The organism is Corynebacterium curieae (genome assembly GCF_027570035.1).
Classification (GTDB): Bacteria; Actinomycetota; Actinomycetes; order Mycobacteriales; family Mycobacteriaceae; genus Corynebacterium; species Corynebacterium curieae.
The window spans coordinates 458,093-478,687 of sequence record NZ_JAKMUU010000001.1; the positions used below are offsets into that span (position 1 = coordinate 458,093).

A 20,595-nucleotide genomic window follows, 5' to 3' on the forward strand; every position below is an offset into this window, starting at 1 on the left:
AGGTGGTGGCGAGCGTGCTACTGCTTAACGACGGTCGCACTAACCCCCTTCACTACCTCGTGTACCTCTGCGCTATCCAGCGCCTCGGTGGTCACCTGGAAATCGGTGGCGAGTACCTCACCGGCGATATGATCGGCGTGTCGCTCTGCCCAGGCCTTCTTATCCTCTGGGACAGAAAGTACGGCAGCGATGCGGTCAGAGACCTCGAACCCGGAAGCCTTACGGGCGTCCTGCAAACCACGAATGACGTCTGCGGCCCAGCCCTCAGCCTCAAGCTCTTCGGTCACTTCAGTATCGAGCACCACAAGACCGTCGAGGCCCTCGATACGCGCGGTCGACTTCGGATTCGCCGCCTGCAAGCGCTCGGTGTACTCATCTGGGCCAAGCACTATATCGCCATCGACCACGACTTCCTCGCCGCGGCGCTCGTAGTTGCCCGCCTTGAGATTCTTGATGGCGCGCTGCACGTCCTTGCCCAGGCGCGGACCTGCGACCTTGGCATTGCAGACTACCTGGAAGGTGCCCACCGAATCGACGTCGTCAGTAAGCTCGACCTCCTTGACATTGACCTCGTCGCGGATGATATCGGCGAAGTCCGCCAAGCGCTGTGCCCCCTCCAGGGCTACCGTCAGCTTGGGCAGCGGCAAGCGATTGCGCAGCTTATTGGACTTGCGTACCGAAGACGCCGCCGAAGCGACTGCGCGGGTCGCATCCATCGCGGATACAAGATCTGCATCGGACGGGTAGTCTGTGGCCTGCGGGTAGTCCGCTAGGTGCACCGAACGCTCGCCGGTCAGTCCCCGGTAGATAACCTCTGCCACGTGGGGCAGCAGCGGCGCCACCACGCGAGTCACTGTCTCCAGCACTGTATACAAGGTGTTGAAGGCCTCTGGATGAGCATCCTCGCCCTCCCAGAAACGCTCGCGGGAGCGGCGCACGTACCAGTTGGTCAGGACGTCGGCGAACAGGCGCACTTCTTCAGTAGCCGTGGCAATATCGGTATCGGCAAGCGCCGCGTCCACATTGGCTACGACATCGTGGGTCTTGGCCAAGATATAGCGGTCGAGAACATGCGTGGAACTGGTGTCGAACTTTGCCTCCTTCTCTGCGTAGAGCTGCAGGAAGGTATAGGCATTCCAGATTGGCAGGATGGCCTGGCGCACGCCCTCACGAATCCCCTGCTCGGTCACGATAAGGTTGCCACCGCGCAGGATAGGCGAAGACATCAGGAACCAGCGCATGGCATCCGAACCATCACGGTCAAAGACCTCGTTGACGTTCGGATAATTGCCCTTGGACTTCGACATCTTGAGACCATCGTTGCCCAGCACGATGCCATGGGCCACGACCTTCTTATACGCCGGACGATCAAAAAGCGCAGTGGACAGTGCATGCATCACATAGAACCAACCACGCGTCTGACCGGAGTACTCCACGATGAAGTCAGACGGCGAGTGAGTTTCGAACCACTCTTTATTCTCAAATGGATAGTGCTTTTGCGCAAAAGGCATCGAACCAGACTCGAACCAGCAGTCCAGCACGTCCGGCACGCGGCGCATCATCGACTTACCGGTGGGATCATCCGGGTTCGGACGCACCAACTCATCGATGTGCGGGCGGTGCAGCGACTCTGGGCGTACGCCGAAATCGCGCTCCAGCTCATCCAAGGAGCCGTAGACATCCATGCGCGGGTAATTGTCATCATCGGACATCCACACCGGGATAGGCGCACCCCAGTAGCGGGTGCGAGAGATATTCCAATCGCGCGCGCCCTCGAGCCACTTGCCAAACTGGCCATCCCGGATGTGCTCCGGCAGCCACTCGATGTCATTGTGGTTGAGCTCCACCATGCGATCGCGGAACTCGGTCACCTTCACAAACCAGGCCGGCAGCGCCATGTAGATAAGCGGCTCGCCCGAGCGCCACGAGTGCGGGTAGGAGTGTTCAATGGTCACGTGGCGCACCACTCGCCCAGCAGCCTTCAAGTCTTTGATGATGTCCTTATTCGCATCAAAGACCAGCTGGCCTTCATACGGCGGTACCTGCGCAGTAAACTTGCCGTCTTCATTTACCGGGATAACCAGCTCGATATCGTACTGGTTCGTAGTATTCATATCGTCTTCACCAAACGCAGGAGCCTGGTGAACCACGCCGGTGCCGTCTTCGGTGGTGACGTAATCAGCAATCAATACCTGGTAGGCATTGCGCAGATCCGGGAAGAAACCAAAGATGGGCTCATAGGTAAATCCCTCGAGCTGCGCACCGGTAAACGTCTCCTGTACCTCGGCCTCACCCAGTTCTTTCTCCAAGGTGGACAGCAGGTTTTCCGCCATGATGAAGGTACGGTCTGCGAAATCACCCTCAGTGGCCTTAAACAGCACGTATGTGACCTCCGGGTGGACTGCCAATGCCTCATTAGAAGGCAAGGTCCAGGGGGTGGTGGTCCAGGCGAGGAAGGCGGCGTCGGCAAGCGCGGGGTGCTCTGCCAGTGTCTTTTCCGCCGCGCTTCCCTCACGCGCCCCCTTCACTGGGAAGGTAACCGTCAACGTCGGATCCTGGCGCATCTTATAGGAATCATCCAAACGGGTCTCCTGGTTAGACAGGGAAGTATGCTCGGCCCAGGAGTACGGCAGGACGCGGAAGCCCTTGTAGATAAGCCCCTTGTCATAAAGTTCCTTGAACGCCCACATGACCGATTCCATGTAATTGATGTCCATGGTCTTGTAGCCGTTTTCAAAGTCCACCCAGCGGGCCTGGCGGTTAACGTAGTCTTCCCACTCGTCGGTGTACTCCAACACGGACTTGGCGCAGTACTCGTTGAACTTTTCCAAGCCCATATCTTCGATCTGTGCCTTATCGGTAATGCCCAGCTGCTTTTCCGCTTCCAGCTCGGCGGGCAGGCCGTGGGTATCCCAACCGAAGACGCGAGGAACGTAATTGCCAGCCATGGTGCGATAGCGCGGGACAATATCTTTCACATAGCCGGTCAGCAGGTGACCATAGTGAGGCAAGCCGTTAGCAAATGGAGGGCCATCATAGAAGATGTACTCGGGGCAGTCCTTGGTCTTTTCTAGCGAAGCATGGAAGGTATCGTCCTGCTTCCAGTACTTCTGGACTTCCTCTTCCATATCTGGAAAGCGGTGTGAGCCGCCGGTCATGTCAACCTTGGGGTAAATCTTTTTCGCCATCATTATCCTTCACTCTTAACTCGGTGCAGGGACGCGCCTTTAAGGCTCGCGGTACCACCCTGCTTGAGCCCGAAGGCTCCGCTTCGTTTCGGTGAAGGAGTTGACGGTCCCACCCGTTCAGTTCTACTGGGCCCGAGGGCTGTTCTTCTGAATTACTCCCCGGTGATGGCCGGATCATCGCATGTAGGTCATAGTATAGCGCCCGATAATCTTCGCGCACAATAAGTTATCCACAGGCTAAAAATTTTCTCTTGTGGGGGCTTGCGCAGGACAATAAATTATGAGTCGTGAACGCGCTTGATACGTACCTCGCAGCCATGGCACCCGGGATGGACATCGTCCTCGGGTGCGCAGGCATGTCTGAGGACGACCTCTGCGCGCGGGGCGCCGCCGAAAAGACGGCCCGCGAGTTGGCATTGTTGAAGGAGGCGTACTGCGGCACGACCAAGTTCACTAGGAAGCGGCGACGCGCAATCGAAGGCGCTCAGCACAATGGACATTCCATTGTTGCTTTATCCATCATCGAAAAATATGCGCGGAAGATGCCTACGCTTTTCGACGCCTGGGTTCTCCGCGAACAACTGTGCACCACCAAAGCTACAGCAGGGGCGCTAGAAAAGCTGGCCCAGTCCAAGGTCCCGAAGAAAAAGCGCAAAGTAAAGCCGGGCGTGCGGATCATCCGCCGAAAGGATGCACCGTGGACGCTTGCGATCGACGGCTCGTCATCGTTTATCGCAAATCTCCACGCGGCAGTGGAGAATCAAGACAAAAAGCCTCTGGACGTGGTGGAAGATACCTTCTTCGACAGCGATACGGCGCAACGAAGCACCGTGGTAACGAACGTTCTCGTGCGGATGGAAGACTACGTACGCATCGTCAACGGTGACGGTGAGGAAATCACCCTGCAGATGACCAACGGGGCGACGCTTACGGGTGCGCAGTACCTGCGCCGCACGCTTAAAGAGCATGGGTTTATCACCCTAGTAAGCCCCTATGAAGGCGCAGTGAATCTGTATCGCACGCAGCGTTTTGCCAACGCCAAACAACGGCTAATGGCGGGCGCAGAAAATCCCGTCTGCCCCTGGCCGCGATGCGCTAAGCCTGCCGACGAATGCCAAATTCACCATTTGGAGCCGTGGTTGCACGGTGGATTGACCAACATCGCGAACTTATCCACAGCCTGCGCCTACCACAATGGCGCCAATGATGACGATCCCAATGCCCCACCATTGCGCGGGCGGCTTGCCCGAGAAAACGGACAGATTCGGTGGCAACCGCCTGACCGTTAGGACTCGCCCGCGAGATAAGGCGCCTTGTGCGCCTTATTGGCGTGCCTCAAAACAAGGTGCGGAGCTTGCTGCTTAGTCCTCGCGGAGGGCAGCACGCAAAGACTCCTGCTCAGGATTTTCTGCTGCCCGAGCCTTGTCGGTGCGATGTTTATGCGCCCAGTCCAGGATGAAGCACACGAGTCCCAGACCAGCAGCGGCGAAGACAAGATAGAGCGACCAATCGGTTCCCGAAATGACAAAGTTCACCAAGGCCACGAATGCCACGAGGGCTAGAACTAGAGCGGCAACGAGCACGATGGTTCCTTTCGGCTGGGACGGGATGAGGCACGACTGTCTAAAACAACAATAGCGCCCCCGCCGCGGTGGCGGGGGCGCTAGGAAGTACGGGAGGGCTTAGTTATTGCCAGCCTCGCCGTTCGGTGCGGCGGTGCCGCGTGTTTCCAGCTCTTCCAGCTGGGACTCGAGCAGGGTCTTCAGGCGGGTGCGGTACTCACGCTCGAAGGTGCGCAGCTCGGAGATGCGAGCTTCCAGTGCGGTCTGCTGCTGCTTGACCGTGTTCATAACCTCGGTGTGCTTGCGCTCGGCATCGGCCTGCAGGGAAGCAGCCTTCTCCTCTGCCTGACGGATTTGAGCCTCTGCGCGGGAGGAAGCATCGGACTCGGTCTGCTTTGCCTTAGCCTCGGCGTCAGAAACCAGCTTCTTGGAGCGGGAATCTGCGTCCTGCAGCTGAGCATCGTACTTCTTTTGAGCCTCTGCCAGCTGAGCCTTGGAGCGGGAATCGGCGTCGGTTAGCTGCTTCTCAGCAGCAGTGCGTGCCTCAGACAGCATGGACTCGGACTCCGCGCGAGCCTCGGAGGTGAGGCGGTCTGCCATCTCTTGTGCCAGACCCAGAACGCGGGCGGCCTGCATGTGGGTTTCTGGGGTAGCCAGACCGTCGGCGGTCTGAGCTGCGCCGGCACCTGCAATACCTGCAGCTGCGGCACCAGCCTTGGAAGAACCAGCTGCAGAAGCGGACTTCTTCAGCTCGTCGTTTTCCTTCTTGGAGGCCTCGAGTTCCTTCTTAGCCTGTGCTGCCTCAGCGCGGGCTGCCTCTGCATCCTTCTTCGCCTGAGCAGCCTCCTCGCGGGCTGCCTTCAGGTCTGCGGAGGAGGAAGCAGCAGCGGAGCCGGACTCCTGTGCCTTGGAAGCTTCAGCCTGGGCCGACTTAACCTGCTCCTGCGCCTTCTTAGTCTCTTCCTTAGCGCGGGAGAGCTCAGACTTGGAATCCGCCAGCTTGGTTTCGTACTCGGCGCGCAGCTTGGCCTCAATCTCCTTGCGCAAGGCGGCCTCATCGGTACGAGCAGAAGCTGCGGTCGCGGTACCAGCAGCACCGGCACCAGCACCCGCCTTGGCCTGGGAGTTCAGGTCACTGACCTGTGCCTGCAGGTCTTCGTTTTCATCCTGCAGCTGGGCAAGGGCGTCTTCTACGAGGTCGAGGAACTGATCCACCTCATCTTCGTTGTAGCCGCGCTTGCCAATAGGCGGCTTGCTGAACGCGACGTTGTGAACATCAGCTGGTGACAGTGGCATGTCTTCTCTTCCCCTTCAGGTTGGTACAACCCCGGAGGTTCCAGGGCCTTAGGAGCTGCGGTTCGGGCTTAGCTAAACCTTCCCCACAAAGGTACATGTGGTTCATAATACGGGTTATCGCGATTTATCGTAACCAAACGCCCACAATAATCGACGCCCCGTCGAGTCTCAACGTTTACCACAGGTTTCGAGGCGACGGGGGTGCTAGCCCAAGAAAACGATTCGCAGAATAAGCGTGAGAATCGAAAGCAAAATAAAGAGCACGAGCACCGATACGTCGAGAGCTACGCCGCCCATTTGTAACGGCGGAATCAGGCGTCGCAATGCCTTGACCGGCGGATCTGTAATAACAAAGAGGGGCTCCGCCATGACCATAAACCAGCGTGGCGGGTTGAACTGCCGTGAAAAGGACTGGATCATCTCGATGATGATGCGGGCAATGAGTACCCACGTATAGATCCGCACGAGCAGGATAAGGATAATTCCGAGTTGTGTCACAATCACTGAGCCTATCGAATAAACCCCCGCAGGTGCCCAATCGGCACCCACGGGGGTCGGGTAAAAATAATTGCTTTAGCGGAGGCCGGCTGCGCGCTCGAGCTCGTGCTTGGCGATGTCCGCAGACTTCGGCACGATGGAAAAGACCTTACGCTCCGTGTCCATTCCCTTGGTAAGGTTGAGCATTCGACCCTCGAGGCCAAAGCAGAGGCCGGCGGCAAAGTCGATGAAGCGCTTAGCGGTAGCCTTTTCGGCGTCGGTAAGCTCAAAGACCACTGCGTCACCATCACGGAAAGGCTCGCCCACCTTGGCGGCATCATTGAAAGACGTCAGCGAAATAGCCACGATGGTCGGTACAAAATCCTCCTCTACCGGAGCAGACTCATAAGACTGCGGGGTCCGGCGTGGGGCGTAGGCGGAGGAGCTATTACCGGAGTAACGCGGCTCCTCGTTGTAGTAGGCATCGTCCTCTTCGATGTCCATCGGACCAAGACCGAAGAAATCCTTCGTCTTATCAATGAATGACATTTTTGGGTCTCCCTCTGACCTAAATTTGTACAAGTTCAAACGCGCAAAATGTGTCTGGTGTGACGCATGTGATTTACGCTGTGAAATGCGCTTTTGCGATATTTTTAACCTACTGGCCGCGGTCCCATGATACTGGTTCCGACACGCACGATATCGCTGCCCGCGGCGATTGCTTCGGCCATGTCCGCGCTCATTCCAGCAGACATTTTCAGCGGGCGGTTCAGCTCGGCAGATAGCCGATCGACTCCCTGGCGCACTCCGCGAAATACCTCACCCGCATCGGCGTCGAGCGGCGGAACAACCATGAGACCCGCGAGGTCGAGATGTTCCGCTCCTTCTACTGCATCCACAAGCTCACTGAGCGCGCTGGGGATAACGCCGCCGCGAGAGCCATCGCCGTCGGCGGAGACTTGAATGAAGACCGGCAGGTTGCCTTCGCGCTCGCCCCGTTCCTTTGCCAAGGAAACACCTCGCTCCAACGCGCGGGCGAGCTTCAGGGAATCGAGCGAATGGACGCTTGCCGCCCAACGGGCCACATGGTTGGCTTTCTTAGTCTGAATCTGGCCGATCATATGGAATCGCAGCTGCGGCAGTTCAGAGGCCTTAGCACGGGCTTCTTGCTCCCGATTTTCGGCGACATCAGTAACCCCTAGTTCGGCTAAAAGGGCAATATCTGCAGCCGGATGAAACTTCGTCACCGGTAGCAACTCCGGCGTCTTGCGATCCGCCCGCTCCGATAGCCGGTGAATTTCGGCGCGAGTAGCCTCAAGATTTTCTTGTAACTGTGTTTTACGGTCCGCCATCACTTATCCTCCAACCAAATCAGTCCGGCTTGGCGGCCGGTGATGCCTTCGCGGCGATAGGAAAAGAAATCTTCGTCTTCAATGGTGCAGCGAGGGTCGGATTCAATCGCGGTGATACCTAGCCCCATGAGCTGGCGAATCAGCCCTGCGCGCACATCGATGCCCCACGTGCCTTTCGACGTCCTAGTCTTGGAGCCAGGCAGCCGGCGCTCCACATCATCGGCCATCTGTTCCGGGACCTCGTAATTCTTTCCCGAAGCGGCTGGGCCCATGACTACTTGGATGCACTCAGGTTGAGCCCCGAGTTTCTGCATTTCGCGCACGGTATTGACCACAATGCCATTGCGGGCACCCAAGCGGCCGGCGTGAGCGGCGGCGATGACGCCAGCGGCGACGTCGACAAGCAGAAGCGGCGTGCAATCTGCAACAAGGACGCCCAAGCCCAGGCGGCGCTGGGTAGTAACAATAGCGTCGGTGGCTGGCACGGGCTCATCCTGCGGACCATCAATAACGGTGACGGTATTAGTGTGCAGCTGCTCCATCCACACGATATCGTCCACGCCGGTCACACGCTTAAGGCGATCGCGGTTAGCAGCTACCGCGGCGGGGTCATCGCCGACATGGTGCCCCAAGTTGAAAGAGTCATATGGAATAGCAGACGCCCCGCCGGCACGGCTGGTAAAAACCATGCGGACGGGGCGTTTGGTGCGATGTTCCTCGTTTACTGGCATGCACACCAGCGTAGCGCTTTGCGCTTAGCGCATGAAGGAAGGCACGTCGAGGTCGTCGTCGCCGTCATCATCGCGGCGCTGGGATGGGCGGGACAAACGGTAATCATCGCGGCGCTCCTCGCGGGAGAAACGGTCAGAGTTGGTGAACAGACCGCTGGACTCGGGGCGACGCTCCTCGGCCGGGCGTTCTGGAGTATAGCGCTCACGGTCTTGGCCGGCGCGCGGCTCGTAGGAGTGGCGCGGGGAGTAATCGTCCTGTACCGGCTGAGCGGCAGCAGGCTGTGCCGGAGCTGGGGTGACGGGCTCTGCCGCTTCGCGCTGACGGTTATCAAAAAGGGAACCCGGCTTGCGCTGCTCCTGCTGCGGCTGGTGCTGTGCCGCGGCTTGGGCCATATTGGCCTCGGCGTCGAAGCCGGTGGCGATGATCGTGATGCGGATTTCATCGCCCAAGGTGTCGTCGATGATGGTACCGAAGATAAGATTGACGTCTTCGTCGGCACGCTCTTCCACCATGGAAGCCGCGGCATTGACCTCGTGCAGGCCGAGGTCGGAACCACCGGCGATAGAGAGCAGCACGCCCTTGGCGCCTTCCATCGTGGATTCTAGTAGCGGGGAGTTAATGGCCTGTTCGGCAGCGGTCATAGCGCGGTCATCGCCGCGGGCGGAACCGATACCCATAAGCGCAGAGCCGGCATCGGACATGACGGAGCGGACGTCAGCAAAGTCGACGTTGATCATGCCCGGAATGGTGATCAGGTTGGTAATACCCTGCACACCATTGTGCAGCACCTCATCGGCAGCGCGGAAAGCTTCGACGATGGACAGCTCTTCCCCACCGAGCTGCATCAGGCGGTCATTCGGGATGACGATGAGGGTATCGCAGACCTCACGCAGCTCCTCGATGCCAGACATGGCCTGGCGGGTACGGCGGGCACCCTCGAACTTGAATGGGCGAGTAACCACGCCGACGGTCAGGGCACCCATCTTTTTCGCGATGGACGCCACTACCGGAGCGGCACCGGTGCCGGTTCCGCCGCCTTCGCCGGCAGTCACGAAGACCATATCGGAGCCCTGCAGGGCGTCTTCAATTTCGGACTTGTGGTCTTCTGCAGAGGTCTTGCCTACCTCAGGGTTAGCGCCGGCGCCAAGTCCGCGGGTGGCCTCGCGGCCGATGTCGAGCTTGGTGTCGGCATCGGAGAAGATGAGGGCCTGAGAGTCGGTATTGATGGCGACGAATTGGACGCCTTTGAGGCCTTCTTCGATCATGCGGTTGACGGCGTTGACGCCGCCACCGCCGACGCCGACGACCTTGATATCCGCGAGATTGTTATTGGAAGAGATCATGTGAGTAGGTCTCACCTTTCGCTACTGTAAGTCTGCACGTGCATTAAACGAGGAATGTAATGCGTTCCGCCAAAGGCGAATCGCGTTCCTCTCCATCTTTAACGACAGCCGTGTAATTTTCACGCACATTTTCCGCGTGTCGAGACCCTCAAGTTCCACTTTAGAGTTTCTCACCTGCGGTTTTGTTAGTCACACCCGCATCATCCGCCCCATGTTGCGGGCAGAGAAAAGGCCCGTGCAGCGCACGCGCCTAAGCGGCACCGCACCGGGCCGAAAAGAGATGACAAGTGCGCGCGGGGGCACCCAGCCCCTATCCGCGGGTGGTGACCAACTCAGGGTTGGAGATATTCCACTCGCGGCCCTCCATCTTCAACACCGTGGCAAAAGCATGCGCCTTGTCCTCATCATTGGAGTCGCTCGCGCCCCAGAAGACGCGGCGGCCGTCCTTGGTGGTGAAGGTGAGAGAATATTGATTGGCCACCTCGAGTGTTGCGACCTGGTTGCGCACCTCGTCTGAGAGCGCTGCAATGGCGCGCACCGCGTCCTGGGTTTGGGAAGAACCGCTATCGACGGAACCAGTTACCTCAACCGCGCCGGCGGGGGGCTCCGCGGAAGTAAATTCCTCGCCTTTATCATCGATCAAGATGGGCTTATTATCGCGCTTTACAAAAGCCACGGCCTTGTGCTCGGCCACGTTAATGGTCAAGGTCGAGGGAAAATCGCGGGAGACGGTCGCCGAATCGACCCAATCCAATCCGGCCACACCGGAAGCTGCCTCGCGCGCATTGACGCGCAGCAAGTTTTCGCCCTCGGGGACACCGGCGGCCTCTTCTACCTGCGCCGGATCCAGCTGGTGGAGGCCTTCCACCTGGAAATTTCGCACCTTAAGGATGGGCACCGTCCACAACACGACTCCGGCGATGAGGGCAACCGCAACAACAGCAGCGACTATCCCGGCGATGAGCTTTGAGGATACGCGCACTAGTTTGCCCGCAATTCGTCGAGGATTTCTGCGGCCACCATAGTTACCGAGCCAGCGCCGATGGTCAGTACCACGTCTCCAGGCTCTACGATGGAGACGACGTCACGAGCGGCGGCGGAAAAGTCCGGCTCGAAAATAACCTGCATCTCGGCGGGCATCTTATCGGTAATGATGCGGGAAGTAATTCCCTCCACGGGCTGTTCCCGTGCGCCATAGATGTCGAGGACAACGGCGGCGTCGGCAAGCGAAAGCGCTTGGGCAAACTCGGAGTCGAATTCCATGGTGCGCGAGTACAGGTGCGGCTGGAAGCACGCGATGACGCGCCCGCCGTGGCCCTCAGCCTCAACCTTTGCGCGGGCGGCCCGCAGCACTGCAGCGACCTCGGTGGGATGGTGGGCATAGTCATCGAAGACGCGCACGGGTTTGCCCTGCTTGTCGACGCTCCCGCGGTACTCAAAGCGCCTGCGCACACCACTAAAACCAGCCAAGCCCTCGGCGATTGAGGCCGGCGTGCCGCCGGAGAGCACGCCAGCGATCAAGGCACCCAGTGAGTTCAGCACCATGTGGTGGCCTGGGATCTGCAGCTCGTAGCGTACGGTCTCCGCTACCCCAGGCAGGGTGAGCTTGACGGCGGTATCCATGCCCTCGGCGGTGGTCTCTTCGTGCACAAGCTCTGCGGCCAGCGGAACGGTGGAGGTCAGAGCCTTGTCCGGATAACCATAGCCCACAACGTTGATGCCGCGCCGAAGTGCACGCTCACCTGCTCGGGCAGCGTGCTCATCTTCCACGCAGACAACGAGGTAGCCGGTTTCCGGGGTGACGAGGTTAGCGAAGTCATCAAAGACCTGGAAATAGGCTTCCTCGCTGTGGAAGAAGTCGAGGTGATCGGGCTCGATGGTCGTGAGCACCGCGACGTCGGGGCTATAGCGCAGCAGGGAGGCATCGGATTCATCCGCCTCTGCAACGAAGGCCTCACCAGTGCCTCCGTGGGCATTGGTACCTGCGCGATTGAGCTGGCCGCCAATGGCGAAGGAAGGATCGAGGCCCGCATGTTGCATGGCGCTCACTGTCATGGATGTGGTGGAAGTCTTGCCGTGGGTGCCAGCCAGCAGCACTTGCTTGTGGCCCTCCATTAATGCGGCGAGCAGGTCGGAGCGCCGGATGACCGGGATATCGTTCTCCTTCGCGGCCAATAGCTCCGGATTATCCTGCGGAATGGCGGCGAAAGAGGTAACCACGACAGTGGGCAGTTCGCCGGAAAGACGCAGGTTTTCCGAGGCGTGCCCAATCGCGACCTTGGCGCCCATGGTGCGCAATACCTCTACTGGGGTGGAGTCTTTCACATCGGAACCGGTAACCACCGCGTCGCGGGCGGCAAGGATGCGCGCCAAGCCCGACATGCCGGAACCGCCGATTCCGATGAAGTGGACACGGCGGAGATCGTAGTGTGCGGGGTCGGTCATTTATTTATCCTTCCTTCCGGCGGCGCCTTCGGCCTCAAAAACGCGGGCGGCAATGCGGTCTGCGATGGTATTGGCTACATCCCCGGCACTGGCGTGGGCTGCGGCGTGCGTCATTGACTCGAGGCGCTTCTGGTCCCCTAAGATCCCGCGTACCTCAGAAATGAGGCGCTCCGAGGTCAGCTCCGCATCTGGGATTTGAATTGCGGCGCCGGCCTCGACCACCTCGCGGGAGTTAAGCGCTTGTTCACCATTGCCGTGCGGCAGCGGAATATAAATGGCGGGCAGGCCTGCGGCGGAGACTTCGGCTACGGTCATGGCGCCGGAGCGGCACACGACGAGATCGGCCACTGCGAGAGCGGAGCCCATGTCTTCGATATACGGCAGTGCCGCGTAGTTCGGGTGCTCTGCCGGCGGATCGTTCTTCTTGCCATAAGCGTGCAGAAGCTGGAAGTCCTTTGCCAGATCTTCCACCGCCCCAGCCACGGCGCGGTTGATGCTGGCCGCACCCTGAGAGCCGCCGGTAATAAGGATGATGGGGAGCTCAGCCAAGTTCCACTTGGTGCGCGCGTCTGCGGCGAGGTTTCCATTCGGGTCCTCCGCTAGGCTCGGACGCACAGGGATGCCTACGACTTCACCCGGCATGCCGGAGTCAGGGTGGGCGTTGAGGCCGATTCCGCCCATCTTCACACCAAGCTTATTGGCTATTCCGGCCAATGCATTGGTCTCGAGAACATAAAACGGAATGCCGAGGGAGCGCGCAGCAATATAGGCTGGCCCTGCAACGTAGCCGCCGGTGCCAAAGACGACATCCGCCTCGACGTCCTTGAGCACCTGCTTGGCCTCCCTCACCGCGCGGGAAAGGTTGAACGGCAATTTGAAAAGCTGCGCGTTGATTTTGCGGGGGATCGGCACTGGAGTAATCAAGCGAAGATCCACGCCGCGAGCGGGAATAATATCGCGCTCGAGGCCCTTTTCGGTGCCGAGCGCGGTAATGCGTGCGCCGTGGCGCTCGCGCAAAGCTTCGCCCACGGCAAGGGCGGGTTCAATATGTCCGGCGGTGCCGCCACCTGCGATGACGGCGGAAATAGGCGTGGAATTCATAGCCTAAAGGCTACCAGCGCCACCTAGCGATAGCGGCGCTCGGCGCGCGGATAGCGGCGGCCGGCTCCGGTAACGGGACGGCCAAAGCGTTCCTCGCGCACGCGGGAACGGGGCTCCTGAGGGCGGGCGTGGCGGCCCTGCTGCTTCTTTTTCGGCTTAGGCACCGGTTGCGGCTCGCCAATGAAAAAGAGGCGGTCGAACAGCGGGCGGCCGAAATTCTGCATTGCGGAAATCTGCATTGGCTCGTGGCGCGCCACGTTGCACAAGATACCCATCGAACCGATGGTTATGATCGCCGCAGTACCACCGGCAGAAATCATGGGCAGCTGAATACCGGTCACCGGCAGCAAACCGATGACGTAGCCGATATTCACGAATGCCTGGGTAACCACGCCGATGGTTAGCGTAGCGGCAAGCAGTGACTGGAACTGATTTTGCGCGCGCATCGCGGTGCGCAGCCCCACATAGCCTAGGGCAGCAAAGAGAACGATTACTAGCGCGCCGCCCCACCAGCCGAGTTCCTCGCCCACGATGGCGTAAATGAAGTCATTTTTTGCCTCGGGGAGGTAGAACCACTTGGCACGGGATTGGCCAATGCCAACGCCCCAAAAGCCGCCGTCGGCAAGCGAGAGAAAGCCCTGATAAGACTGGAAACCTGTGCCTTGAGTATCGGAAATATTGCCCACCAAGGCATCAAAATAGGTGTGGAAACGATTCGAGCGGAACCCACCCTTAAGGAAGATAAATATCAACCCTAGGACCCCGGCAACACCGATCGTCGCGGGAACTCGCCAGTCAACACCAGCGAAAATGAGGGTAAAGACAACCACGAGAGCAAAGGACAAGGCCATGCCCATATCTCCCTGCAAGGCAATGAGCAAAAACATCACGCCTGCGATTAGGGAGTACATCATGAAGGGATCAGTAAGCTTCAAGGATTTGTGCTCTTTATCCGCCAATACGGTCGCGCCAAACATGCCGACTGCAATGCGTGCGAGCTCCGAGGGCTGCAGGGAGAACGGGCCCAAGTAGATCCACGACTGCGAACCTACCTCCTCACGGCCGGTACCGACCCCGGGGATGAGCACCGCGATGAGCAAAATGATCGATAATCCCACGATCCACGGCACGCATTTGCGCAATGTATGCGGCGATACTTTCAGGCCAAGCCAGAAGGCAACGAGACCAAGAAAGACCATCGCACACTGCCGTAGCGCTTGATTCCACACGCCGCCGTCCTCGGTTAAAGAGGTGGCCATGGAAGAGGAAAAGACCATGAGCACACCAATGCCGATGAGCGAGAAAATGATGATGCGCAGCAGTTGATAATCAAGGCCGGCCTGCTGGCGGGCTTGCTCGCGCAGCTCGCGGACGCGGTCGCCCAAGCTCTTCGAGCGCGGGCGCTGCTGGGAGGTGGCCGTCATGTGTTCTCCTGATCCTTAATCTATGGCTCTAGCTGCGGGTAAGCTCTCGCGCGGCGGCCGCGAAGAAATCGCCTCTTTGAGCCATGCCGGTATACATATCCAACGATGCCGCAGCCGGCGCCAAAAGCACGGTATCCCCCGCCTCGGCGTGTTGCAGCGCCGCTTCTACCGCCGCATTCATGGCAGCTGCTGGGTCCTGGCTCTCGATAATGTCCACCGCTGCATGCGGTGCGTGTGCTGCGAGCGCGTGGGCAATCTCTTGCCTATCCACGCCCATGACTACCGCAGCCTTGATCTGGGCGGCGTGCTTGGCGACGAGCCCGTCTACCTCCGCTCCCTTCAACTGCCCGCCGGCAATCCATACGACGGAGTTGAGCCCTTTCAGCGCAGCGTCCGCCGCGTGCGGGTTCGTGGCCTTGGAGTTATCAATAAAGGAAATGCCAGAGGCCTGGTGGACCACCGCACCGCGGTGCCCAGCGACCGTATAAGCAGAAAGCCCCTCCTCAATGGATTGCGGGGCTGCACCCGCCAGCCGCGCGACGCTGGCCGCCGCCGCTGCATCCAATACTCCTGCCAGCCCCGCCGGCTCGATGCCCTCGGCGGAAGCTAAATCCTCGCGCCCTGCGGCAAGGCGGGATACGAGGCGCCCTGCGCTCACCCCGACTTCGCCCTGTTCGGGTTCGGCGGCGGTGAAACCATAAACGTGTGCGGTACCCGCGGCGTAGCTCACCGCTGCGGCGTCATCCTTGCCCACCACCGCGGCTTCACCAGATAGCACCTTGGCCTTGGCGCGGGCATAGGCATCGAAGGAGCCGTGCCAGTCGAGGTGGTCTTCCGCTAGGTTGAGCAGTACGCCGACATCTGGGCGAAGTTGGCTCGACCAATGCAGCTGAAATGAGGAAAGCTCGGCGCATAGGACATCGACGCGCGGGGTGGCCGTCAGGGCATCGAAAAGCGAAACGCCGATATTGCCCACCGCGAGTGCGCGCTTGCCGGTTCGGGCGGCGTCGGCAAGCATGATCTGCGCCAGCATTCCCGTGGTCGTAGTCTTGCCATTGGTACCAGTGACCACCAGCCAGGTGCGGGGCGCACCGAAGACGCCGGCGCGGTCCAAGCGATACGCCAGCTCCACATCTCCGATTACTTCTACCCCGGCCTCTTGGAAGGCAACCAGCAAAGGCGAATCTGGCCGCCAACCGGGCGAGGTAACTACAAGATCGAAATCCCCCTGTGCGGCGGACTCGGCGGATACCGTGGCAACCCCATAGTCATCCGCCAGCGCTTGCAACGCCAACTCATTGGAGTCCGCCACGGTGGTATCAACGCCGAGGCGCGCGAGCATGGCTACGCATCCACGCCCGGATACTCCCGCCCCGGCCACAAGCACTCGTCCACGCAACGAGGATGGCAACTCAGTCATCTTTTATCCTCTTTCCTCGATAAAGCTAGAAGGCGTTGGTCTTAGCCGCCGAATCCAACGGCGGAAAGCCAGTCGCCGTAGAAGATGCATACGCCGGCGATAGAGGCCATGGCGCTGAGCAACCAGAAGCGGGTGACAACCGCGGTCTCGGCCCAGCCCCCGTTTTCAAAGTGGTGGTGAATCGGTGCCATGCGGAAGAAGCGCTTACCGGTGCTGCGGAAGACAATGATCTGGATAACCACGGAGACCGTCTCGATAACAAAGATGGCGCCAATGATGATCATGAGCAGCTCGGTGCGAGTGGTCACGGATAGGCCGGCGACGAGACCACCGAGTGCTAGCGAGCCGGTATCGCCCATGAAGATCTTCGCCGGTGCAGCGTTCCACCACAAAAAGCCCAAGCAACCGCCCAGGCCGGCTGCGGCAAGCACTGCAAGGTCGAGCGGGTCGCGAACCTCATAGCATCCAGCAGACGGGGACACGGCGCAGGAATTGCGGAACTGCCAGAAGGAAATCAATGCGTAGGCGCCCATCACCATCGCGGTGGTGCCGGCAGCTAGGCCATCGAGACCATCGGTCAGGTTGACCGCATTCGACCATGCCGCAATGAGCAGGTAAAGAAAGACCAAGAAGATGATGGTACCGATGACGGCGCCGCCTACGGCAATATCGAAGGTGTCAAAATCCCGAACAAAGGAAAGGTTTGTCGATGCCGGGGTCAAGCCGTGCGAATCCGGGAACTGCAAAGCCAAGATGCCGAAGATAAGCGCGACGGCCAACTGCCCTACCAGCTTGGCGGTCTTATTCAGGCCTAGGTTGCGCTTCTTAAAAAGCTTGATGAAGTCATCGGCAAAGCCCAACCCGCCAAGGCCCATGGTGAGGAAATAGACCAAGAGGCCAGAGGGGCTAAATCCACCGTTTCCGGTCACGCGGGCATAAATACCCACCACAAGGTAAGCCACCGTAATTGCTAGCAAAATCGCCAGTCCGCCCATGGTGGGGGTCCCGCGCTTGCGCAGGTGCAGCTGCGGCCCGTCCTCGCGGATTTCCTGCCCCTTTCCTACGCCGGAAAAATACCGGACCAACATCGGAGTGGTAAATATCGCAACGAGGAAGCTGAGGATGCCCGCGATAATGATCTGAGTCATTGCTAGAGGTCTTTCTCCTTGTACTTAGTACTAACGGCGATTGAGCTGTTCTGCCACGCGCCACAGGCGCTGGGCATTTGATGACTTGATGAGGACTACATCTTTGGCCTCGCGCCCCGCCCAATCTTCGATGCCGGCGGGCGCTACCCTGATGATGTCTTCGACCGCCGCCGCAGCGGCGTCAACATCTGGGCTGATAGTAGTATTTATACCCCGCGCCTGAGCGGACTCGACCATGGCCCTCATATTCTCGTTGTCGCCCACGGCCACCAAGTGGTCAACGTGGTACTTCGACAAAACCTCTCCCAGCGCGCGGTGGGCTTCGATGGCCTCGCCACCCAACTCACCCATCTCACCGAGCACGGCGATGGCACGCGCATCTGGGCGGGCTGCAGAAGTATAGGCCAGCGCCGCAATCGCCGCGTGCATGGAATCGGGGTTGGCGTTATAGGAATCGTCGATGGTGGTTACTCCATCGCGGCGGGTGCGCACATCCATGCGGTGTTCTGAGGCATTCTGGTGCCCAGATAGCGCGTTGGCTACTACCTGCGGTTCCACGCCGGATTCAATGGCCGCCGCGGCCGCTGCCAAAGCGTTAGAGACCTGGTGTTTGCCAAAAACCTGCAGCTTTACCGGAAGCGGGTCCGTTCCCGGCACATGCAGCACAAACGAGGGGCGGGCGACGTCATCGAGCTGGATATCGCTGGCGTAATACTGGGCGTCAGAAGCCGGCGGCTTATTGGCCGAGTAGTAGACGACCTTGGCTGAAGTACGCGGTGCCATGCCAGCGACGAAGGGATCATCGGCATTAAGCACGGCGACGCCGCCCTCAGCGGCCGCGGGCAAAGCTTCAACGAGCTCACCTTTGGCTTGGGCAATGTTTTCGCGCGAGCCAAATTCACCCAAGTGGGCGGTGCCCACGTTCAGGACCACGCCGACGGTGGGTGCAGTAATGGTGGTTAGGTGGCGAATATGACCGATGCCACGGGCGGACATTTCTGCGACCAGGAAACGGGTGTGCTCATCGCAGCGCAGCGCGGTATACGGCAGGCCAACTTCATTATTGAAAGAGCCTGGAGGCGCAACGGTTTCGCCGTCTGCACGGAAGATGGTGGCCAGCAGATCCTTGGTGGAGGTCTTTCCCGCTGAACCGGTCACGCCGACGATTTCTAGGCCTTGCTCGGCGGTCAGGCGGCGGGTTACCTCCCGCGCGATATCAGAAAGCGCCTGCACTACCGCTGCGGCGGAACCATCCGCGTCGTGGGCATAGATATCGGCGTTGGCTGCATCACCAGTAACCTTGCCCTGGGGCTTGACGACGACCGCGGGAACCCCCACCGGCCGCGCCGCAAGCACCGCCACGGCTCCTTGTTCAATAGCCTTTTCTGCATAGTCATGGCCATCCACGCGGGCACCGGGCAGGGCGAGGAAGAGCCCACCCTTAGTTACTTTGCGGGAATCGAATTCGATAAAGCCGGTGACGCGCTGGTTCGGGTCTGCGACGCAATCGAGGCTGCCACCAGTGATTTCGGCAATATCGGCAATAGATAGTGGAATCATGTCTACTCCTTCGCATCCCTAAGGGTATCGCGGTGCGGCCTTCCAGCCAGCTTTTCCTCGATGGCGCGGGCCATTTCCTCGCGGTCATCAAAGTGCAAGGTCTTTCCGTTGACGAGCTGGCCTACTTCGTGGCCCTTGCCCACGACGATGACAGCATCACCAGGCTCGGCCCAATCAACAACCTCATCGATGGCACGGGCGCGGGAGCCTACCTCCCGGATATCGCCCTGCGGGGCGGCCTCGCGCGCGCCCTCCATCACCGCAGCGCGGATTGTGGCTGGGTCCTCGGAGCGCGGGTTGTCATCGGTAATCACGGTGAGGTCGGCTCGGCTGGCGGCGGCCGCGCCCATGATGGAGCGCTTGGAGCTATCGCGATCTCCGCCGGCGCCGACGACGATGCCGACGCGCCCCTTGGTTCCTTCCAACTGGCCGCGCAACGTATCAAGCACCGCAGCGATTGCAGCCGGCTTATGGGCGTAGTCCACCACTGCCACGAAGTCCTGCCCACGGTCGATGCGCTCCATGCGTCCGGGGACTGCGACTTTTTCCACGCCCACCAAAAATTCGGCGGGTTCCTCCCCTACAGCTGCGGCCATGCCGAGCGCCAGGCAGGCATTGGCGATATTGAACTCGCCGGGCAACGGCAGCCGGAACGAGAACTCAGCGCCGTCATAGTCCAAGGCCACTTCTTGTGCTCCGGTGGCTTCGGCAGCGGTTTGGCGCGCAGAAATGGTGGCTTGAGCGCCTTGGGTAGCAACCGTAGTCACTGGGACGCCCGCTTCCTTGGCGACGTCCCGCATACGCTCGCCCCACTCATCATCGATACAGATTACGGCTCGCTCGGCGGCCTGTTCGCCGGCAAAGAGCTTTGCCTTAGCCTGGAAGTAATCCTCCATGGTGGGGTGGAAATCCAGATGGTCCTGGCTCAAGTTGGTAAACCCACCGACGGCAAACCGGGTACCGCGCACGCGTCCCAGCTCGAGCGCATGCGAGGATACCTCCATCACCACGTGAGTAACTCCCTCGTTTTTCATACGGGCAAATAGCTCTTGCAAGGTCGGCGCCTCAGGAGTGGTCAGCGTGGTGGGCACTGGGTTGCGATTGATGCGGGTGCCAGTGGTTCCGATCAGGCCCACGGAGTGTCCTGCGTGTAGCAGGCCGGCCTCAAGCAAGTAACTCGTCGTGGTCTTACCCGAGGTGCCGGTCACACCAATAACGGTCAGGTCACGGGTGGGGTGGCCGTAAATTTCAGCGGAAATTGGGCCAAGAACGGCACGAATATCCTCAACCACCAAAACGGGGCGGGTTTCCTGCGCGGCGGTGAGAAGGTCGAGCCCGGCGGCGTCGGTAAGCACTGCCCCAGCCTTAGTATCGCGGGCAAACTGCGCGCCGTGCACGCGCGTTCCCGGCAAGGCCGCAAAGAGGGCCCCCTCGGGCAAGCGGGAAGAGTCCAGCCCACACGCGGAGACCTGCACCGAGGCATCACCAATAACACGCCCGCCGGAAAGCTGGGCCAGAGTATCCAAAGAAACGGTCATACTAAGCTC

At 59.9% G+C, this 20,595-nt stretch carries 17 protein-coding genes; 1 reads left to right on the plus strand and 16 read right to left on the minus strand.

Annotated elements, in window-relative coordinates:
- Positions 1-17: 17 nt before the first annotated feature.
- The gene (ileS, locus tag L8V01_RS02175; RefSeq protein WP_269945517.1) at positions 18-3,188 is read right to left on the minus strand and encodes an isoleucine--tRNA ligase; all 3,171 of its coding nucleotides are present in this window, start codon (positions 3,186-3,188) and stop codon (positions 18-20) included.
- 287 nt (positions 3,189-3,475) lie between these two features.
- Between ileS and L8V01_RS02180 the strand changes: the two genes are divergently transcribed.
- Positions 3,476-4,477 (plus strand): HNH endonuclease signature motif containing protein, encoded by a 1,002-nt coding sequence (locus L8V01_RS02180; protein ID WP_269945518.1) that lies wholly within the window; start codon positions 3,476-3,478, stop codon positions 4,475-4,477.
- Between the two features lie 72 nt (positions 4,478-4,549).
- On the opposite strand, the gene L8V01_RS02185 is transcribed toward L8V01_RS02180, so the two are convergent.
- The 15 genes from L8V01_RS02185 to L8V01_RS02255 form a co-directional block, all read right to left on the minus strand.
- Positions 4,550-4,771 carry a zinc-binding dehydrogenase gene (locus L8V01_RS02185; RefSeq protein ID WP_269945519.1) on the minus strand — a complete coding sequence of 74 codons (222 nt, stop codon included), beginning with the start codon at positions 4,769-4,771 and terminating at the stop codon, positions 4,550-4,552.
- 99 nt (positions 4,772-4,870) lie between these two features.
- The gene (locus tag L8V01_RS02190; protein ID WP_269945520.1) at positions 4,871-6,046 is read right to left on the minus strand and encodes a DivIVA domain-containing protein; all 1,176 of its coding nucleotides are present in this window, start codon (positions 6,044-6,046) and stop codon (positions 4,871-4,873) included.
- 204 nt (positions 6,047-6,250) lie between these two features.
- Complete coding sequence (locus L8V01_RS02195) at positions 6,251-6,544, minus strand: YggT family protein (protein ID WP_259885781.1); 294 nt, start codon at positions 6,542-6,544, stop codon at positions 6,251-6,253.
- A gap of 75 nt (positions 6,545-6,619) precedes the next feature.
- Positions 6,620-7,072 (minus strand): cell division protein SepF, encoded by a 453-nt coding sequence (locus L8V01_RS02200; RefSeq protein ID WP_269945521.1) that lies wholly within the window; start codon positions 7,070-7,072, stop codon positions 6,620-6,622.
- Between the two features lie 104 nt (positions 7,073-7,176).
- Positions 7,177-7,875, minus strand: a complete 699-nt coding sequence (locus tag L8V01_RS02205; RefSeq protein WP_269945522.1) for a YggS family pyridoxal phosphate-dependent enzyme — start codon at positions 7,873-7,875, stop codon at positions 7,177-7,179.
- A complete protein-coding gene (gene pgeF, locus L8V01_RS02210; RefSeq protein WP_269945523.1) occupies positions 7,875-8,606 on the minus strand; it encodes a peptidoglycan editing factor PgeF in 732 nt (243 codons plus the stop codon). The genes L8V01_RS02205 and pgeF overlap by 1 nt, the downstream gene beginning before the upstream one ends.
- 24 nt (positions 8,607-8,630) lie before the next feature.
- Positions 8,631-9,950, minus strand: coding sequence for a cell division protein FtsZ (ftsZ, locus tag L8V01_RS02215; RefSeq protein WP_269945524.1), 1,320 nt, complete (start codon positions 9,948-9,950; stop codon positions 8,631-8,633).
- A gap of 310 nt (positions 9,951-10,260) precedes the next feature.
- Positions 10,261-10,932 (minus strand): cell division protein FtsQ/DivIB, encoded by a 672-nt coding sequence (locus L8V01_RS02220; protein WP_269945525.1) that lies wholly within the window; start codon positions 10,930-10,932, stop codon positions 10,261-10,263.
- The gene (murC, locus tag L8V01_RS02225) at positions 10,932-12,395 is read right to left on the minus strand and encodes a UDP-N-acetylmuramate--L-alanine ligase (RefSeq protein ID WP_269945526.1); all 1,464 of its coding nucleotides are present in this window, start codon (positions 12,393-12,395) and stop codon (positions 10,932-10,934) included. Before murC ends, L8V01_RS02220 begins: the two co-directional genes overlap by 1 nt.
- Positions 12,396-13,496, minus strand: a complete 1,101-nt coding sequence (gene murG, locus L8V01_RS02230) for an undecaprenyldiphospho-muramoylpentapeptide beta-N-acetylglucosaminyltransferase (RefSeq protein WP_269945527.1) — start codon at positions 13,494-13,496, stop codon at positions 12,396-12,398.
- Positions 13,497-13,519: 23 nt separating this feature from the next.
- Positions 13,520-14,920, minus strand: coding sequence for an FtsW/RodA/SpoVE family cell cycle protein (locus L8V01_RS02235; protein ID WP_269945528.1), 1,401 nt, complete (start codon positions 14,918-14,920; stop codon positions 13,520-13,522).
- 28 nt (positions 14,921-14,948) lie between these two features.
- A complete protein-coding gene (murD, locus tag L8V01_RS02240; protein WP_269945529.1) occupies positions 14,949-16,340 on the minus strand; it encodes a UDP-N-acetylmuramoyl-L-alanine--D-glutamate ligase in 1,392 nt (463 codons plus the stop codon).
- Positions 16,341-16,381: 41 nt separating this feature from the next.
- Complete coding sequence (gene mraY / locus L8V01_RS02245) at positions 16,382-17,488, minus strand: phospho-N-acetylmuramoyl-pentapeptide-transferase (RefSeq protein ID WP_269945530.1); 1,107 nt, start codon at positions 17,486-17,488, stop codon at positions 16,382-16,384.
- 30 nt (positions 17,489-17,518) lie between these two features.
- A complete protein-coding gene (locus tag L8V01_RS02250) occupies positions 17,519-19,048 on the minus strand; it encodes a UDP-N-acetylmuramoyl-tripeptide--D-alanyl-D-alanine ligase (RefSeq protein ID WP_269945531.1) in 1,530 nt (509 codons plus the stop codon).
- 2 nt (positions 19,049-19,050) lie between these two features.
- Positions 19,051-20,586: a UDP-N-acetylmuramoyl-L-alanyl-D-glutamate--2,6-diaminopimelate ligase gene (locus tag L8V01_RS02255; RefSeq protein WP_269945532.1), complete on the minus strand. Its 1,536-nt coding sequence runs from the start codon at positions 20,584-20,586 to the stop codon at positions 19,051-19,053.
- Positions 20,587-20,595: the final 9 nt, after the last annotated feature.

What these genes read in the sequence shown, in the direction of transcription:
- murC (WP_269945526.1), bottom strand. Translation starts at nt 12,395, where the DNA reads ATGACCGACCCCGCACACTACGATCTCCGCCGTGTCCACTTCATCGGA.
- L8V01_RS02235 (WP_269945528.1), bottom strand. Translation starts at nt 14,920, where the DNA reads ATGACGGCCACCTCCCAGCAGCGCCCGCGCTCGAAGAGCTTGGGCGAC.
- ileS (WP_269945517.1), bottom strand. Translation starts at nt 3,188, where the DNA reads ATGGCGAAAAAGATTTACCCCAAGGTTGACATGACCGGCGGCTCACAC.
- L8V01_RS02190 (WP_269945520.1), bottom strand. Translation starts at nt 6,046, where the DNA reads ATGCCACTGTCACCAGCTGATGTTCACAACGTCGCGTTCAGCAAGCCG.
- L8V01_RS02205 (WP_269945522.1), bottom strand. Translation starts at nt 7,875, where the DNA reads ATGGCGGACCGTAAAACACAGTTACAAGAAAATCTTGAGGCTACTCGC.
- mraY (WP_269945530.1), bottom strand. Translation starts at nt 17,488, where the DNA reads ATGACTCAGATCATTATCGCGGGCATCCTCAGCTTCCTCGTTGCGATA.
- pgeF (WP_269945523.1), bottom strand. Translation starts at nt 8,606, where the DNA reads ATGCCAGTAAACGAGGAACATCGCACCAAACGCCCCGTCCGCATGGTT.
- murD (WP_269945529.1), bottom strand. Translation starts at nt 16,340, where the DNA reads ATGACTGAGTTGCCATCCTCGTTGCGTGGACGAGTGCTTGTGGCCGGG.
- murG (WP_269945527.1), bottom strand. Translation starts at nt 13,496, where the DNA reads ATGAATTCCACGCCTATTTCCGCCGTCATCGCAGGTGGCGGCACCGCC.
- ftsZ (WP_269945524.1), bottom strand. Translation starts at nt 9,950, where the DNA reads ATGATCTCTTCCAATAACAATCTCGCGGATATCAAGGTCGTCGGCGTC.
- L8V01_RS02255 (WP_269945532.1), bottom strand. Translation starts at nt 20,586, where the DNA reads ATGACCGTTTCTTTGGATACTCTGGCCCAGCTTTCCGGCGGGCGTGTT.
- L8V01_RS02250 (WP_269945531.1), bottom strand. Translation starts at nt 19,048, where the DNA reads ATGATTCCACTATCTATTGCCGATATTGCCGAAATCACTGGTGGCAGC.
- L8V01_RS02200 (WP_269945521.1), bottom strand. Translation starts at nt 7,072, where the DNA reads ATGTCATTCATTGATAAGACGAAGGATTTCTTCGGTCTTGGTCCGATG.